The 15,602-nt window shown below is 68.3% G+C and carries 19 protein-coding genes; 7 read left to right on the top strand and 12 right to left on the bottom strand.

The window, feature by feature from the left end; genetic code table 11:
• Positions 1-30: 30 nt before the first annotated feature.
• A complete protein-coding gene (locus GRI62_RS13375) occupies positions 31-219 on the top strand; it encodes a hypothetical protein (RefSeq protein ID WP_131451221.1) in 189 nt (62 codons plus the stop codon).
• A gap of 3 nt (positions 220-222) precedes the next feature.
• On the opposite strand, the gene GRI62_RS13370 is transcribed toward GRI62_RS13375, so the two are convergent.
• Complete coding sequence (locus GRI62_RS13370) at positions 223-651, bottom strand: hypothetical protein (RefSeq protein ID WP_160731891.1); 429 nt, start codon at positions 649-651, stop codon at positions 223-225.
• A gap of 7 nt (positions 652-658) precedes the next feature.
• Positions 659-1,369, bottom strand: coding sequence for an EI24 domain-containing protein (locus GRI62_RS13365; protein ID WP_131451220.1), 711 nt, complete (start codon positions 1,367-1,369; stop codon positions 659-661).
• 110 nt (positions 1,370-1,479) lie between these two features.
• On the opposite strand from GRI62_RS13365, the gene GRI62_RS13360 reads away from it, so the two are divergent.
• On the top strand, positions 1,480-2,490 hold the full coding sequence (locus GRI62_RS13360) for an adenosine kinase (RefSeq protein ID WP_131451219.1): 1,011 nt from the start codon (positions 1,480-1,482) through the stop codon (positions 2,488-2,490).
• A 23-nt stretch (positions 2,491-2,513) separates the two neighbouring features.
• Here GRI62_RS13360 and GRI62_RS13355 read toward each other — a convergent pair whose 3' ends face one another.
• Both GRI62_RS13355 and purD read right to left on the bottom strand, forming a co-directional pair.
• A complete protein-coding gene (locus tag GRI62_RS13355; protein ID WP_160731890.1) occupies positions 2,514-3,218 on the bottom strand; it encodes a hypothetical protein in 705 nt (234 codons plus the stop codon).
• Between the two features lie 59 nt (positions 3,219-3,277).
• On the bottom strand, positions 3,278-4,588 hold the full coding sequence (purD, locus tag GRI62_RS13350) for a phosphoribosylamine--glycine ligase (RefSeq protein WP_131451217.1): 1,311 nt from the start codon (positions 4,586-4,588) through the stop codon (positions 3,278-3,280).
• Here purD and xseA point away from each other — a divergent pair.
• The 4 genes from xseA to GRI62_RS13330 all read left to right on the top strand — a co-directional run bounded on the left by xseA (position 4,587) and on the right by GRI62_RS13330 (position 8,371).
• Positions 4,587-6,197 (top strand): exodeoxyribonuclease VII large subunit, encoded by a 1,611-nt coding sequence (gene xseA, locus GRI62_RS13345; RefSeq protein WP_131451216.1) that lies wholly within the window; start codon positions 4,587-4,589, stop codon positions 6,195-6,197. The two genes, purD and xseA, sit on opposite strands and share 2 nt — an antisense overlap.
• 26 nt (positions 6,198-6,223) lie before the next feature.
• Positions 6,224-6,427 (top strand): DUF2093 domain-containing protein, encoded by a 204-nt coding sequence (locus GRI62_RS13340; RefSeq protein ID WP_131451215.1) that lies wholly within the window; start codon positions 6,224-6,226, stop codon positions 6,425-6,427.
• Positions 6,428-6,522: 95 nt separating this feature from the next.
• Positions 6,523-7,353, top strand: coding sequence for a M23 family metallopeptidase (locus GRI62_RS13335; protein ID WP_234032828.1), 831 nt, complete (start codon positions 6,523-6,525; stop codon positions 7,351-7,353).
• 10 nt (positions 7,354-7,363) lie between these two features.
• On the top strand, positions 7,364-8,371 hold the full coding sequence (locus GRI62_RS13330; protein WP_131451214.1) for an esterase-like activity of phytase family protein: 1,008 nt from the start codon (positions 7,364-7,366) through the stop codon (positions 8,369-8,371).
• 60 nt (positions 8,372-8,431) lie between these two features.
• Here the strand turns inward: GRI62_RS13330 and rpmB are convergent, their stop codons facing one another.
• Positions 8,432-8,728: a 50S ribosomal protein L28 gene (gene rpmB, locus GRI62_RS13325; protein ID WP_131451213.1), complete on the bottom strand. Its 297-nt coding sequence runs from the start codon at positions 8,726-8,728 to the stop codon at positions 8,432-8,434.
• A 109-nt stretch (positions 8,729-8,837) separates the two neighbouring features.
• Here rpmB and GRI62_RS13320 point away from each other — a divergent pair, with 109 nt between their 5' ends.
• Positions 8,838-9,293 (top strand): nucleoside deaminase, encoded by a 456-nt coding sequence (locus GRI62_RS13320; protein ID WP_131451212.1) that lies wholly within the window; start codon positions 8,838-8,840, stop codon positions 9,291-9,293.
• Between the two features lie 31 nt (positions 9,294-9,324).
• Here the strand turns inward: GRI62_RS13320 and GRI62_RS13315 are convergent, their stop codons facing one another.
• The 7 genes from GRI62_RS13315 to GRI62_RS13285 form a co-directional block, all read right to left on the bottom strand.
• Entirely contained in the window at positions 9,325-10,047 is a 723-nt protein-coding gene (locus GRI62_RS13315) for a ribonuclease T2 family protein (protein WP_131451211.1), read from the bottom strand.
• Positions 10,023-10,448 carry a hypothetical protein gene (locus GRI62_RS13310; RefSeq protein ID WP_131451210.1) on the bottom strand — a complete coding sequence of 142 codons (426 nt, stop codon included), beginning with the start codon at positions 10,446-10,448 and terminating at the stop codon, positions 10,023-10,025. The genes GRI62_RS13315 and GRI62_RS13310 overlap by 25 nt, the downstream gene beginning before the upstream one ends.
• A 22-nt stretch (positions 10,449-10,470) precedes the next feature.
• Entirely contained in the window at positions 10,471-11,331 is an 861-nt protein-coding gene (gene nadC, locus GRI62_RS13305; protein WP_234027465.1) for a carboxylating nicotinate-nucleotide diphosphorylase, read from the bottom strand.
• A 115-nt stretch (positions 11,332-11,446) separates the two neighbouring features.
• A complete protein-coding gene (locus tag GRI62_RS13300) occupies positions 11,447-12,241 on the bottom strand; it encodes a LytR/AlgR family response regulator transcription factor (protein WP_131451208.1) in 795 nt (264 codons plus the stop codon).
• Positions 12,238-13,437, bottom strand: coding sequence for a sensor histidine kinase (locus GRI62_RS13295; protein WP_131451207.1), 1,200 nt, complete (start codon positions 13,435-13,437; stop codon positions 12,238-12,240). The genes GRI62_RS13300 and GRI62_RS13295 overlap by 4 nt, the downstream gene beginning before the upstream one ends.
• 78 nt (positions 13,438-13,515) lie before the next feature.
• Positions 13,516-14,208 carry a DsbA family protein gene (locus GRI62_RS13290; RefSeq protein WP_131451206.1) on the bottom strand — a complete coding sequence of 231 codons (693 nt, stop codon included), beginning with the start codon at positions 14,206-14,208 and terminating at the stop codon, positions 13,516-13,518.
• A gap of 12 nt (positions 14,209-14,220) precedes the next feature.
• Positions 14,221-15,594 (bottom strand): M48 family metalloprotease, encoded by a 1,374-nt coding sequence (locus GRI62_RS13285; protein WP_131453646.1) that lies wholly within the window; start codon positions 15,592-15,594, stop codon positions 14,221-14,223.
• Between the last annotated feature and the right edge of the window lie 8 nt (positions 15,595-15,602).

The raw sequence follows: 15,602 nt of genomic DNA, 5'->3' as shown, positions 1-15,602 counted from the left end.
AAACCTGATCACCCCTCGCATCGAGACAGAGTGCACAAGCTCACTGGCTTCGTCGAACGCGTGATGATGCGTTACAGAAGGGTTGAGATCGAGCGGATAACCCTTCGCAACAGTCGCAAGCGCCCGCCCGGCATGGCTCCCGCGCTGGTCGAACCGCCGCGCGGGCCGCTGCCCTTGCAGGGCGGGGCCGAGGCGCCGCTGACCTTCGAGCGGGACTGAGCCCTACCGCCGCGAGAGGGCCTGCACGCAAGCGGCGCGGTCCACCGCTGCCCCGTCCGAGGAGCGGCGCGTTTCCACCCAGGTCGCCACCGGCTCGCCGCCGGGAGTCAGTGGATAGAGAAACACGTCCAGCACGCAGGCCTGGCCGGTAAATTGCAGCTTGCGCATGTCGCCTTCCACCACGGTGAGACGCGGCGCACCAAAGCGCGCGGCAAGCGCCCGTTCGCCCTCGCGGATCACGCCCGACAGCCCTGCACCCTCCATCACCCGCGGCGCGATGAAGCCGGCGTTGTTGGCCACCTGCGGCGGGCGCGAGGGCGGCACCTGCGACGTTTCGGGCGTGCGCGCCGGCGGTGGCGGGGCCTGCTGTGGCACCACGGTGGCGCAGGCCGACAGCAGCGAGGCGATGAGAAGGGGGGCAATCAGACGCATGGGTGGCTCAGCTCCTGCGGGCGCTGCGGTGAACGAGATGTGTCGCCGTCGCGGCGCCGAGCACCGGGGCGACAAGGTTGATGAAGGGCACGGCCAGCATGGCCGCGACTACCCCGCCAAGCGCGAAACGCTGCCCGCGCGAGATCGGCGCCTGGTCCGCGGCACCTTGCTGGTGGCGCAGCCACACCATGTCCTGCAGCTCGCGTCCCAGCAAGAGCGCGTTGACGAGCCAGAACACCGCAAAGGTGCCGATCCCCGTCACCAGCAGCACCGCGGCCACCGGCAGCGCGGCGAGGTTCGCCAGCAGTGCGCGCAGCGCCGACCGGCCGGCATGGCGCAGGGATTGCCCGAACGCGATGTCGCGCGCCGCGCTCGCCTCCGTCGGATAATGCCGCCGCTCCACCGCGCGGACCACGTCCTCGGCGTAGAATTGCACGACGGCCATCGCCACCAGTCGCCAGCCGAGCCACAATCCGATGATCGTGGCGAGCAGCGCCAGCGCCTCGCGCAGTGGGCCCGCGCCGGCAAAGGCCGCGTCCTCCAGCCCCGCCCGGCCGAGCAGCCAGTCGACGAGCCATAGCCCGCCCACCGCCACCACGGCGAACACCAGCATAGTCACCGCCACGCTTTTCAGCAGGATGCGCAACACCGCGCCATCGAACAGCTGGGCGAAGCCGAGGGCCAGCGCGGTGGCCAATGATCCTGATCGCGATGCCATGATGGCTTGCGATTGCCCGCGCCTTTCGCCAAGTCAACGCCGCCGCTGCCGGGGACGCCGAAAATTCGCGCCTCACCCCAAGACCCGGCGATAGATTCTCAGGAGAATGCATGACCACTCCCCGATACGACGTAATCGCCATCGGCAATGCCATTGTCGACGTGATGGCCCCTTCATCGGACGAGCTGGTCGCAGAACTCGGTCTCGCCAAGGGCGGCATGACGCTGGTCGACACGGCGCGGGCCAACGAACTTTACGAGGCGATGGGCAGCGCGCGCGAAATCTCGGGCGGCTCGGCGGCGAACACGCTGGCCGGCCTTGCCGCGATGGGCGCGCAGTGTGCCTTCATCGGGCAGGTGGCGGACGACCAGCTGGGCGCGATCTTTCAGCACGACATCCGCGCGATGGGCATCGACTTCGACACGCCCGTGCGCGATACCGACAACACCGAAGGCAACCCGCCGACCGCGCGCTGCCTGATCTTCGTGACGCCCGACGGCGAGCGCACGATGAACACCTTTCTGGGTGCCAGCCAGTTCCTGCCACCTGCCGCGCTCGATGACGAGACCATCGCCAGCGCCGCGGTGCTCTATCTGGAAGGTTACCTGTGGGATCCCGAGGAGCCGAGGAGCGCCATGCGCCGGGCTATCGAGGTTGCGCGCAAGGCTGGCCGCAAGGTTGCCTTCACCGCCAGCGAGAGCTTCGTGATCGACCGCCATGGCGACGATTTCCGCGCGTTGATCGCCGATGGTCTGATCGACATCCTGTTCGTGAACGAGCACGAGCTGGCCTCGCTGACCGGCGATAAAAATTTCGACGCCGGGCTCGCCGCGCTGGACGGCAAGGTGCCCGTCGTCGTCGCCACCCGCAGCGCCAAGGGTGCGGTCTGCGTGACCGGGGGCAAGCGCAGCGAAGTGGCCGCAGAACCGATCGATAAGGTCGTCGATACCACCGGCGCGGGCGACCTGTTCGCGGCGGGGTTCCTCTATGGCCATACCCGCGGTGAGGATGCGGAGCGGTGCCTGCGGCGCGGTGCCATCGCGGCAGCCGAGATCATCAGCCACTACGGCGCCCGGCCCGAGGCCGATCTGAAGGCGCTGATGGACGAGCGGCTCGGCTGATCCGGCAAACGGTTGCCGGCGCGTCAGCCGGGGTTGGATTCGTCCGTGTCCGGCAATGGCGCGGTTGACGGCGCAGGCGATGGTGTCGGCGTTGGCGTTGGCGTCGCGGGCGCAGCCGCTGGCTTCGTCGGCAGCGGCGGGGCAGGTGCCGGAACCGGAGCAGGCGTCGCTAGTGGTTCAGGCGTGGCTAGTGGCGCCGGTAGGGCAGCGCGGCGATCGCGCACCTCGCCTTCCAGTTGCTGGAAGAATGCCGCGTAAGGCTCCGTCTGCCACACCGCGCGTTCCGCCGCACCCGTGCCGGCACCCGCGGCGGTCTGCATCGCCAGGTTGATCCGCACCCGGCTTCGCCCCCGGTCAAGCGGCTCGATATAGGCGGAGGCCACCGGCGTCTGCCGTGCCGTGCCAAGGCCGCTGAAATCCAGCCGCAGCCGATCGACGGAGGAAGCCCCGGCCACGATCAACCCGGTGGCGATATCGGCTTCCTGAATGCGGTATCCAAGGTCCAGCAGCGTCGTCATCGTCGCAGCAAAGGCGACATCGCGAGGCACGTCATGCTCGCGCGTCTGCAACACCCGCAGTGCCTCGGGCGTCAACGGCGGCGACTGCTCGCGCCCGCCCACCACGCTGTTCGCCACCGCCTCTACCGAGCGCAGCGGTATGGATGGCGTGCAGCCCGACAGCATGACGGCGAAAGCAACTGGCAGGGCAAAGAAGAAGCGGAAAGGCAAGGATAACATCCGGATAGCGGTGCGGGAGGCCATCGCCTCGCCGGCCTGAACGGGGGCTTTCAGCGCCCATCCTGCACGTGGGCCTGCTCGCGCTCGATCTCTCGCCAGCCAATGTCCCGGCGGCAGAATCCCGAGGGGAAGTCGATGGCATCGATTGCAGCATAGGCAGCGTCGCGGGCAGCCTTCGTGTCGCTGCCGGTGGCGGTCACGGCAAGCACGCGCCCGCCGTTTGCCACCAGTTGGCCATCTGACAATGCAGTGCCCGCCTGGAAGACCATGACGTCATCAGCCAGGCCGAAAAGGTCGATGGCGCCGCCCTTCTCCGGCGTGCCGGGATAGCCCTTCGCGGCCATCACCACGGCCAGCGCGGTGTCTTCGCAGAAGCGCGGTGCAGGCAGATCGGCCAGCGTGCCGTTCGCGCAGGCGAGCATCACGTCGGCAAGATCGCCTGCGAAGCGTGGCATCAGCACCTGGCACTCGGGGTCGCCGAACCGGGCGTTGTATTCGACCAGCTTGACGCCCTCGGCAGTCAGCATCAGCCCGGCATAGAGCACGCCGGAATAGGGAATGCCGTCGGCCGCCATCTGGCGCACGGTGGGCAGCACGATGCGCTCCATGGCCTCTGCCGCCAGATCGTCCGTCAACACGCGCGCCGGGCTGTAGGCGCCCATGCCGCCGGTGTTGGGGCCGGTGTCGCCATCGCCGACGCGCTTGTGATCCTGCGCGCTGCCGAAGGGGACGACGGTTTTGCCATCGGTCAGCGCGAAGAAGCTGGCTTCCTCGCCGTGCATGAACTCCTCGATCACCGCCCTTGCCCCGGCGTTGGCAGGAGTATCCGCAGCATCGCCGAAGATGTCTAGCAGGGCATGGCGCGCGGCATCGTTGTATTCGGCGATGGTCACGCCCTTGCCTGCGGCGAGCCCGTCGGCCTTGATGACATAGGGCGCGGTGAAATCGGCCAGCGCCGCAATGCCTTGGGCGTAGTTGGTCACCTCGACATAGCGTGCCGTGGGGATGTTCGCCCGTTCGCACAATCGCTTGGTAAAGGCCTTGCTGCCTTCCAATTGCGCGGCGGCCTGCGAGGGACCGAACACCGGCACGCCCGCCGCGCGCAGCGAATCGCCAAGGCCATCGACCAGCGGCGCTTCCGGCCCAATCACGACGAGACCGATGGCCTGTTCGCGGCAGAAGGCGACGACCGCGGCGTGGTCCGCCGCATCGAGCGCGGTCAGCGTCGCACAGGCGGCAATGCCGGGATTGCCCGGGGCGGCGTAGAGCGTGCCCCCGGCATCAGCGATGCTCGCCGATTGCGCCAGCTTCCAGCACAGGGCATGCTCGCGGCCTCCCGATCCCAGCACCAGGATGTTCATGGCAGGCTCCTACGACAATTACGGCGACGACGACGACGAGAATGGCCTCGTAGCGAGTGCACGCGACGGGGACAATTCCGTGCCCCTGACCATCACCGAATTGTCGAGCGCCCTGAAACGCACGGTAGAGGACCGGTTCGGCTTCGTGCGCCTGCGCGGAGAGATCTCGGGCTACAAGCGGGCCGCGTCGGGCCACGTCTACATGAGCCTGAAGGACGAAGGCGCCGTGCTCGACGCGGTGATGTGGAAAGGCACGGCGGCGCGCCTGGCGTTTCGACCCGAGGACGGGATCGAGGTGATCGCGACGGGCAAGATCACCACCTATCCGGGGCGCAGCAAGTACCAGATCGTGGTGGAGCGGATGGAAATCGCGGGCGAGGGCGCTCTGCTCGCCTTGCTGGAGAAGAACCGCCAGCGGTTCGAGGCCGAGGGTCTGTTCGCCAACCGGCGCGCACTCCACTTCGCGCCGCGCGTCATCGGCGTGGTGACGTCGCCCACCGGCGCGGTAATCCGCGACATTTTGCACCGGTTGGAAGATCGCTTTCCCACGCACGTGCTGGTCTGGCCGGTGATCGTGCAAGGCCAGGGCGCGGCCGAACAGGTCGCCGCCGCGGTGCGCGGGTTCGCCCGGCTTCCCGCCGGCATGGCACGGCCCGACCTGCTGATCGTGGCCCGCGGGGGCGGCTCCATCGAGGACCTGTGGGCCTTTAACGAGGAAGCCGTCGTGCGCGCCGTCGCCGCCTCCCCCATTCCCGTCATCAGCGCCGTGGGGCACGAGACGGACACCACGCTATGCGATTTTGCCGCCGACATGCGCGCACCTACCCCCACCGCCGCTGCCGAGCTGGCGGTGCCGGTGCGGCGGGAATTGGCGAACACGCTGGACGACCTGGCGCTGCGCAAGCGAAAGTGCGTGATGCGTCCGGTGGACCTGGGGCGGGAGCGACTGGCTTCGCGCGGCGACCGTCTCCCTTCTGCCGAGCAGCTGCTGCAACCACGCGCACAGCGGCTGGACGAACTGGGCGAACGGCTGCGGCGCGGCCTGGTTGACCGGGCGGCGCTGGGGCGCGAGCGGCTGGCCGACCTGCGCCTCTCACCGGCGATCCTGCGCGCCCGGATCGACCGCGCGGCGGACCGGCTGACGGCGGCGAGCCCGCGCCCGGCGGCGATGCGGATGCGGCTGGAGCGGCTGGGCGAACGGCTCGCCGCGGCGCGCCTCGGCCCGGCACTGGTGGAACGGCGCGTGCTGCGTGCTGGCGAGCGTCTCGCCGCTGCCCGCCTGTCAACCGCGCTCGTCACCCGCCCGCTGGCCGAAAAGGCATCGCGGCTGGCGGCGCTCGAGCGGTTGCGCTTGCAGCTTGATCCCAAGGCTCCGCTAAAACGCGGCTACGCGCTCGTCTGCGCGCCCGGCCACCCGGTGGTCACCACCCGTGTGCTGGCCCGGCAGCAGCCGATCCTCACGCTCGAATTCGCGGATGGCACGATGCAGGTCGCGCCCGGGGATGCCCCGCCGCCTGCCCCGCCGCCCGCCGCGCCGCCCGCCGCGCCGAAACCTGCCCGCAAATCGGTTCAGGCGACGCCATCGGAAGTGCAGCCGAAATTGCTTTAGCGGCGCGCAGTGCCTAGATTGCCGCCATGCTGATGAACTCCTCCGACACCCCCGCCACGCTGGTCTACGGACCCAACGGCTTTCGCGTGATTCGCCCCGGCCACTTCGTTGCCTGCGCGGTCAGCGGCGCGCCCGTTCCGCTCGAAGAACTGCGCTACTGGAGCGTCGACCTGCAGGAAGCCTACGCCAGCGCCGAGCTGGCGACCAAGCGCGCGACAGACGGGCTGTGATCGGCCGCATTCGCCGCGCCCTGCCGGCCGCGCCTGTCTTGCTGGCGGCCTGCACCGCGGTTCCTCCTGCCCAGACCCCCACACCAACGGCGCCCGTGCGGGGCGAGGTCGTGCAACCGATCCCCGCGCCCGCGCCAACCGCTGCGGTTCGCGGCACGCCGGCCGGCCCCGCTACGTTCCTGTTCGACGGACAGCTGACGCAGGGCGGCTGGATCCGCGGCACCGCGCCCGGCGGCACCGTTACGGCACGGCTGGGGGAGACCCCGCTTGAACTCGATGCAGAGGGCAGGTTCTTCGCCGCCTTCGATCGGGACGCCGGGCCTGCGGCGGAACTGGTGGCCGTGCTGGCCGACGGGCGCAGCATCCGCAGCCCCGTCACCGTGTCGCCGCGCCAATGGAATATCGAGCACGTCAACGTCGCCCGCGCGCCCGGCGGCATGACCGACGCCTTCTGGCGCATCCGCGAGCCCGAACTCAACGCGATCGAGGCCGCGCGCGTCGCCGGCAGCGATACCGATGGCTGGACGCAGGATTTCGCCTGGCCAGTGACAGGGCGCATCTCGGGCCGCTTCGGCTCGCAGCGTGTATATCGCGGCGAACCGGCAAGCTATCATTCGGGCCTGGACATTGCGCCGGGCGCTGGCGTGCCCTTCGTCGCCCCGGCGGACGGGGTGGTGACGCTGGCCGCCCATGACGAATTCAGCCTGGAAGGCCACCTCGTCATCATCGACCACGGCGCGGGCCTCAACAGCGCGTTCCTGCACGCATCGCAGCTGTTCGTGAACGTGGGCGAGCGCGTTTCGAAGGGGGACCGCATCGGCCTCGTCGGGGCGAGCGGGCGGGCGACGGGCCCGCACCTGCACTGGAGCCTGAAGTGGCGCGACGCCCGGCTCGATCCGCTATTGTTCGTAGGGGCCATGCCCTAGGAGCCAGGCCATGGGGGCACGCCGCCAGCCCATGTCCGCGCGCCGCGCGCTGGCGATTGCCGTGCTCGTGCTCGGCCTTGCGCCCGGCACCTTCGTGCGCACGCCGGTGCCCGAAAAGCGGGCCGACGGGGTCGAGGTGCGGCGCGCAGGCGATCTGCCACCATTGATGCAGCTGGCAGGTTTCGAGCGGGTCGGCGTGTGGGAACTTGCCAGCCCCAACATCGACTTCGGCGGCTTCTCGGCGCTGGTCTATCTCGATGGGCGCCAGCGGCTGCGGGCGTTTTCCGATCGCGGCATTCGCATGACGATGGCGCTGCCCGATGGCCCGCAGGCGGGGGAAGCGCAGTTCAACGCCGTGTGGGAACGCGGGCGGCTGTCGCCCACCGCCCCCGATATCGAGGCGGCTGTGCGTGATCCCGCCAGCGGCACCTACTGGATCGCCTCCGAAGGCACCAACGCCGTGTGGCGCTATTCCGCGGCCAGCCGGCTGGAGGCGCTGCGCCAGCCACTCGAATGGTCGCGCTGGCCTGAAAACGCCGGACCTGAGGCGATGGCGCAGTTGCCCGACGGCCGCTTCCTGGTGCTGCCCGAAGGCCACGCCACGGGCGTGATCCACCCGGGCGACCCGACTGTGGAAGCCCCGGCCCGGCGGTTCGCGGTGACCGTGCCCGAGGCCTACAGCGCCACCGATCTTGCCGCGCTGCCCGATGGCCGGGTGCTGGTGCTGCTGCGCCACGTGGTGGCGGCCTATCCCCCCTTCACGGCCGCACTGGGCATCGCTAATCCGGCGGAACTCGATAACGGCGACGTGCTGATGGTGCGGCTGCTGCTCGACCTCGATTCCATGGTCCCGCGCGAGAACTATGAGGGCATGGCCCTCCAGCCGCTGGACGACGGGCGGATGGCTGCCTGGATCATCGCCGACGACAACCTCGCCTCGTTCCAGCGCACCCTGCTGGTTAAGCTGGCGTTCGATCCCGCCCAAATGAGTCCCACCCGAATCGGGACGCGGCCATGAAAAAGGCGCGCCGGGATCGCTCCCGCCGCGCCTTTTCGAATTACTGGTCGGAAACGCGCCTTATGCGGCAGCGGCTTCCTTGGCAGCCTTCTTCAGTTCGCGCTTCACCTTCTGGGCGCGATTCGAAAGCTTCTCGTCACGGGTCTTCATCAGCCAGTTGTCGAGACCGCCGTTGTGCTCAACGCTGCGCAGGCCGTGGGTCGACACGCGGAACTTGTGGCTGGTGCCCAGCTTCTCGCTCATCAGCGTGACGTTCTGCAGGTTGGGCAGAAAGACGCGCTTGGTCTTGTTGTTGGCGTGGCTGACGTTGTGGCCGGTCTGGCGGCCCTTGCCGGTAAGTTCGCAGATGCGCGACATGACGGATACTCTCGTTTCAAACGGTTGATCGGGACAGCAATGGTCCGGGAAAGGCGCGCGCATACAGCGGGGGTGGCCATTCGTCAAGCGACGCGGTAGCGCAGCGCGCATGGCCCGCTGGCAAATCTCCCCCCCGATGGCCCTCGCGCTGGACCTGGCCCGCACGGCGGCGGCCGGGGGCGAGGTGCCGGTGGGTGCAGTCGTGGTGCGCGACGGCGTTATCGTGGGCGAGGGGCACAATCTCACCCGTACCACCTGCGATCCCACCGCCCATGCCGAGATCGTGGCCATTCGCCGGGCGGCCGAGGCCCTGGGCGACGAGCGGCTGACGGGGTGCGACCTCTACGTCACGCTGGAGCCTTGCGCCATGTGCGCCGGCGCCATTGCCCACGCGCGAATCGGGCGGCTCTATTACGGCGCGAGCGATCCCAAGGGCGGCGGGGTGGAGCATGGCGCGCAGGTGTTTCGCCACGCGCAATGCCTGCACGTGCCAGAGGTCTATTCCGGCATGGGCGGAGGCGAGGCGGCCGAATTGTTGCGCGGCTTCTTCGCCGAGCGGCGCTGATTCGCCCCGCTTATCCGCAGGCCGCGCTGGCTCAAAGGCCGCGCCAGATGTTGACGCGGGCACGGTCACCCGGTCCGAACCGGCGCGCATCGCAGGCGGTGGGCATGAAGTCCGCGCCGTAGCACAGGCGCATTTCCCGCAGCCAGCCGCGATCTGACAGGACCAGGCCGACATCCTCGGCATCCCAGTACGGGTTGGCGTCGGCAAAGGTCGTGCGGATATCGCCTGCGGTCAGCCCTTCGCGGCGGGACAGGCGATCGAAGTCGGGCCAGCGCAGGCTCCGCCACAGGATACCGGTTATTGCGAGGTAGGTGTCCGGGTCTGGCGTCATACAGGCGCCGTGGCGCGCCCATTCATGGGCGATGAGCGCGGCATCGGGCGTCATGCACAGGGCGCCGGCCGCTGCGCGCGGGCTGGGCTGGCGGCGGGTGGGGCACCACTGGGGCCATTGCCCACGCGTGCCCTCGGGCCAGAGGCCGTGGACGGTAAAGGCGAAGCGACCCTCTCGCCCCGAACACTGGCGGGCGTGCCGCGCGGAGTCCTGCCGGGAGCGGCAGAACTCCGGGCTCCAGCTGAGCGCCAGGGTGTAACCGGTCACCCGTGTCTGGCGCACCGGGCCATCGCGCTCGACGCGGGGCAGGGATACAGGGCCACTGGGAACACGGCATTGGTAGGCCTGCGCCGCGGCAAGCTGCGGCAGCCCGAGCGCCGCCGCCAGCAACGCCGCGGTCAGCCAGCGGGCCGGGCGAACCATGCGCGCGTCTCCGGGCGGAAGAGGAAATACAGCGCGATCATCTGCAGCAGCGCGGCGATCATGCCGGTGATGCTAAGCGAGCCCATGCCGGCTCCGATCGCCAGCGGGATCGACGATACGCGCCAGGCAACGAAGACCAGCAGCACCCAGCGCGCCCAGCCTTGCCGCAGGCGCGAGACGAGAAACCAATTAAAGAGACTGAAACCGAAGCCCAGCGCCAGCCCGATCGGCAGGACGATGCCCGCCTGCCCGGCGAGGCCGGTACTCGAAAGCCCGCCCGCCAACGCGGTCTGCATGGCATCGTAATTGAGAAGCGCCTGCGCCACCCCGATGGCGATCGCGGCAAGGTAGAACAGGTCGAATTTCTTGATGGAATCCGGCCGCACGCCTTTGCCTTTCATGTGAGTGCGCCGCCCCTGAATCTCAGAGCGGGGTAAAGTCGAGGCCGATGTCGGCCGCAGGCGCGCTCTGGGTGAGCCGGCCGACCGAGACGAAATCGACCCCGGTGGCGGCCTTGGCGCGGATCGTGTCGAGGGTGATGCCCCCGCTCGCCTCCGTGAGAACGCGCCCCGCGACGACCGTCACCGCTTCGCGCAAGGTTGCGGGATCCATGTTGTCGAGCAACAGGCGCGTCGCGCCCGCGGCCAGCGCGGGTTCGATCTGGTCGACCCGGTCGACCTCGCAGATGATATCGGCCACGCCTGCCTCTCGCGCACGGCGCACCGCCTCGCCCACGCCGCCGGCGACGAGAATGTGGTTGTCCTTGATCATCGCCGCATCCCACAGGCCCATGCGGTGGTTCGCCCCGCCGCCCATGCGCACCGCGTATTTTTCAAGATGGCGCAGGCCGGGGATGGTCTTGCGCGTGTCGAGCAGGGTGCAGGCCGGATTGTCCATCGCGGTAACGTATTGGCGCACCAGCGTGGCGACGCCGCAAAGGTGCTGCACCGTGTTGAGGGCGCTGCGCTCCGCCGTCAGCATGGCGCGGGCGTTGCCTGACAGGTGCATGAGGTTCGTCCCGGGGGGCACCTGCGTGCCTTCCTCCGCCAGCACCTCGATCTTCATGTCCGGATCGAGTGCGCGGAAGAACGCCGCGGCAATCGGCAGCCCGGCGACGGCAATCGCATCGCGGCTGTCCATCACGCCCTGGAAGCGCGCGTCGGCGGGAATGACGCTCATCGCGGTTACGTCCTGCCCGCCGCCGGACAGGCCTTGGCCCAGATCCTCGGCCAGCGTGGCACTGACAAAGGCATCGAGATCGAAGCCGGTGAGTTCGAAATTCATAAGCACTCCGCTCATCCTGAGCTTGTCGAAGGATTGCCCTTGTTTCGGGACATTCGGCCAGAAGGAAAAGACAGCCCTTCGACAAGCTCAGGGCGAGCGGTCGTGTGCGGGTGAACTAATGCACGAACCGCGCCACCACGTCGCGATAGCTGCGGCTTACTTTCACCTCCGCCCCGCTGTCGAGCACGAGGAAGCATTCGCCGTTGGTGTGCGGCTTCACCTGCCGCACCTGATCGAGATTGACGATGATGGAGCGGTGGACGCGCTGGAAACTCTTCGGATCGAGGCGGCGCTCGAGGTCCTTCATCGTCTCGCGCAGGATCAGCGAATTCTCGCCGGTGTAGATGCACATGTAGTCGCCCGCGGCCTCCACCCGTTCGATGCTGTCCACGTCAACGCGGAAGATCTGGCCGCGGTCCTTGACGTTGATCATCTTTTCGTAGCGGCCCGCGCTTTCCTCGCCGGTGTCCATGTCTTCCAGGCTTTCGGGGCTGACCTCGGCCAGCACGTCCTTCAGCTTGTCCGCCTCCTCGCTCGACCGCTTTTCGGCGAGGCGCTGGCGCACGCGCTCGATGGTGTCGGCCAGCTTGTCCTCGTCGACCGGCTTCATCAGGTAGTTCACGGCATTGGCTTCGAAGGCGCGGATGGCGTGTTCGGAATAGGCGGTGACGAAGACGAACAGCGGCGGATCGATCTCCATCACGCCCTTGACCACGGAGAAGCCGTCGAAGCCGGGCATCTGGATGTCGAGGAAGACGAGGTCGGGCTTCAGCGTCTTGATCGCGCGGATCGCCTCGCGTCCGTTGGCGCAGGTCTCGATCACCTCGATGTCGGCGAAAGGTTCGAGACGCAGCTGCAGGCCCTGAATGGCGAGCTTTTCGTCGTCGACGAGAATCGTTCGGATGGTCATGCGGGGGCTCCGGTTGGGGGGTTTCCGAAAGGACGGTCCCCGCTCGCATCAATGCGTGAGCGGGGGGGAAGTTTCTGCGGCGTGGCGACCTCGTCGGCGTGCTCGACGCCTTCGTAGGGCACCTCGATGATGACGGTGAAGCCGCCGTCGGGCGGGGTCTCGATATCGAAGCGATGATCCTCGCCGTAGGCCTGGCTGAGCCGCTCCATGATGTTGGCAAGGCCCACGCCGGTCGACGACTGCGTGCTGCGCGCCACCGCCTCGGCGGCGTTCTGGTTGCCCTGCAGGCCCGGGCCGGTGTCGCTGACGGTAAGCCTGAGGCGCTGGCCGATGACCTTGGCAGCAAGGCTGATGCGCGCGCCCTCTTCCTGCGCCGAAACGCCGTACTTGATCGAATTCTCGATCAGCGGCTGGAGCAGGAAGGAAGGGATGCAGGCATCCGCCGCATCGGGCTCGATGCGAAACTCGGTGCGCAGCCGTTCCTCGAACCGCATTCGCTCGATATCGAGGTAGAGCTGCAAGGTCTCCACCTCCTGCGCCACGGTCACCTTGGCGCCGGGCTTGGTCACCAGCGTATGCCGCAGGAAGCCCGACAAACGGGTGAGCATGGCGTTGGCGGGCGCGGTCTGTTTCAGCAACACCAGCGTGCTGATGGAATTGAGGGTATTGAACAGGAAGTGCGGGTTCAGCTGATAGCGCAGCATGGCGAGCTGCGCGCTGGTCGCCTGCGCCTCCAGCCGCTCCAGCCGGTCGGTCTGTTCCTCCACCTGGAGGAAGAAGTTGATGGCGTAATACAGCGCCGACCACGCGCCGAGCAACGTGGTATCCATGTACGAGACACCCAGCATCAGCTGTGCAAAGCCGGTGCCTCCACCTTGATACACGGCGATCGTCCAGGCGTTGATAAATGCCGAGACCAGGACAGCGATCAGCAACACCACGGCCGTCGCGCCCCAGGTCACCAGCGGGCTGCGGGTAATGAGTCGGTTGTAGATTACCGACAATACGGTGCTGATGGAAAAGCCGGTGATGGCCGAGATCAGGACGACGGCGAAGAAGTCCAGTCCACGCTCGTTAGCGAACGATGTCGCCGCGCGCAGGACGAAAGCGCCGCCCCAGCCGATCAGCTGAAGGCGCCAGAAAGCGCGGTTCTTGTCCGCGAAGAACGGGGTCGGTTTGAACGGCAGCATCGCCATGCGTCGGCCTTTAGCCGAGGCGGGACGCCGCGTCAGAGGGTTTCGCACGGCAGCGCCTGCCCCTGGGATCGGCTCGGCCTATGAATCGCGCGCCTCGGCGATGGCTTCGCTCAGCTGCTCCGTCCCGACCGCGCCGTTCAGCACGGTATCGCCCACGATGAAGGCGGGCGTGCCGCTCAGTTGCAGGGTCTGGCCAAGGAAGACGTTGTTCTGCAGCTGGGTGTCCAGGGCGCCGGAGGCGATGGCGGCGTTGGCCTGGGCGAGATCCACGCCGGCCGCCTCGGCCGCGGCGCGGATGCCTTCCGGGCTCGGCTGATCCTGCTCGAACATGGCGTTGTGAAACGCCTCGAACTTGCCCTGCTGGGCGGCGGCCAGCGCCATGCGCGCGGCATTGGCGCTGCCTTCCGAGAGGATCGGATATTCGCGGATGACGACCCGCAGGTCGGGGTTCTGCGCGATCAGCGCGTTCACGTGGCCCACGCTAAGGCGACAATACCCGCAGGCATAGTCGCTGAATTCGACCAGGGTCACGCTGCCTTCGGGATTGCCCAGGACCGCGCCGGGAAAGGGCTGTTCCAGCTCGGCCCGGATCGGCGCGACCCGCGCGGCCATGTCGCGGCGCTGCAGCTCTGCCATGGCCTCGGGCAGCACCTCGGGGTTGGCCATCAGATACGCGCGCGTGCGATCGGGGGCGAACCCGGCAAAATCCCAGGCCGCGGCCCCGGCGACGCCCGCGACGAGGGCGATGGCAATGGTGACAAGCAGGCGCATAGATGGCGAAGGCTAGTTTCGTTCGGCCATTCGTTCAAGCATTCCGCGCGCCTGCAACTGCACGTCCTGCGCGCGGATCCAGTCTGGCGTGTTCACGGGAAGCGCGGCCTCCGCCGCCTGCGCGTTGACCATCGCGCCTTGCGGATTGCCCGACATGATCTGCTGTTCCGCGCTCGCCAGCCGGGCCCGCGCGAAATCGCCGCGCTGGCCGTAGACGACGCCCAGTTGATACCAGGCGAAGGGATTCTCGTGATCGCGGCCCACGGCGGCGCGCAGCACGCTTTCCGCCTCGTCGAGGTTGGCCGGGTTCTCGGTCGCCAGCAACGCATGACCCAGCAACGAAGCGATCAGCGGATTGGAGCCGGTCAGCCGGGTCGCCTCGCGCAAGGGTTCGAGCGCCTGTGGGACCCGCCCGGATTCGAGCAGGATCTGTCCTTCGAGCTCGAGGAAATAGGGGTTGTCCGGTTCATCGGCGACGAGCGATCCGATCTCGGCCAGCGCCAGGTCCATGCGCGCATCCTTGTGATAGGCCAGCGCGCGGGCGTAGCGGGCCGGCACCCCGGTCATCGTCTCGGGAAAGAACTGCAGGGTGCGATCGGGTTCGGCCAGGTAACCGAACAGCTTGGCCTGGACCCGCTCGAACCGCTGCTGCAACCCGGCATCGTCGGCCACGGCCCAGGCCGGATCCGCCACGTACCCTTCGCGCAAGGTGGCAAGGCGCTGACCCGTCATCGGGTGGCTGCGGGCGTATTCGTTGTCGCGGTTCTGGCTGATGCCGCGGCGAAACTCGTAATTCTGCAAACGCTCGAAAAAGGCCAGGCTGCCGCGCCCGGAGATGCCAGCCTCGGCCAGGTACTGTGCGCCCGCGGCATCGGCGCTGGCTTCCTGCGTGCGGCTGAAGGCGAGGAAATTGCCCATGGCCGCCGTCTGGCCCGCACCCATGATGCCCATCGCCGCCTCACCCGCGCCGGCCAGCGCAGCGCCCACCGCCAGCAGCGTGGACAGCAGGGTGATGCGCGTGGCGTTGCCGACGCCTTCTGACATGCGGTTGATGTGACCGCCGGTGATGTGGCCCAGTTCGTGGGCAAGAACGCCCTGCACCTCGCCGACCGAATCGGCGTTGCCCAGCGTGCCCGAGTGGACATAGATGCGCTGCCCGCCCGCGACGAAGGCGTTCATGCTGGGGTCGTTGATCAGCACGATGTCGACCGCGCCTTCGCCAAGGCCGGCGGCCTCGGCCAGCGGGTCGACGAGGTCCTGCAACAGCGCCTCGGTCTCCGCATCGCGCAGCACCGATGGGCCCTGGCTCTGCGCGGCGACTGGCTGTGCGACGAGGCCGAACAGGGCGAGAGCGGCAATTGCCCGGGCGAAGATGGTGGAGCGCATATGCATCG

The sequence above is a fragment of the Aurantiacibacter arachoides genome (assembly GCF_009827335.1).
GTDB classification, from domain to species: domain Bacteria; phylum Pseudomonadota; class Alphaproteobacteria; order Sphingomonadales; family Sphingomonadaceae; genus Alteraurantiacibacter; species Alteraurantiacibacter arachoides.
This window is presented reverse-complemented; position numbering and strand designations above follow the sequence as displayed.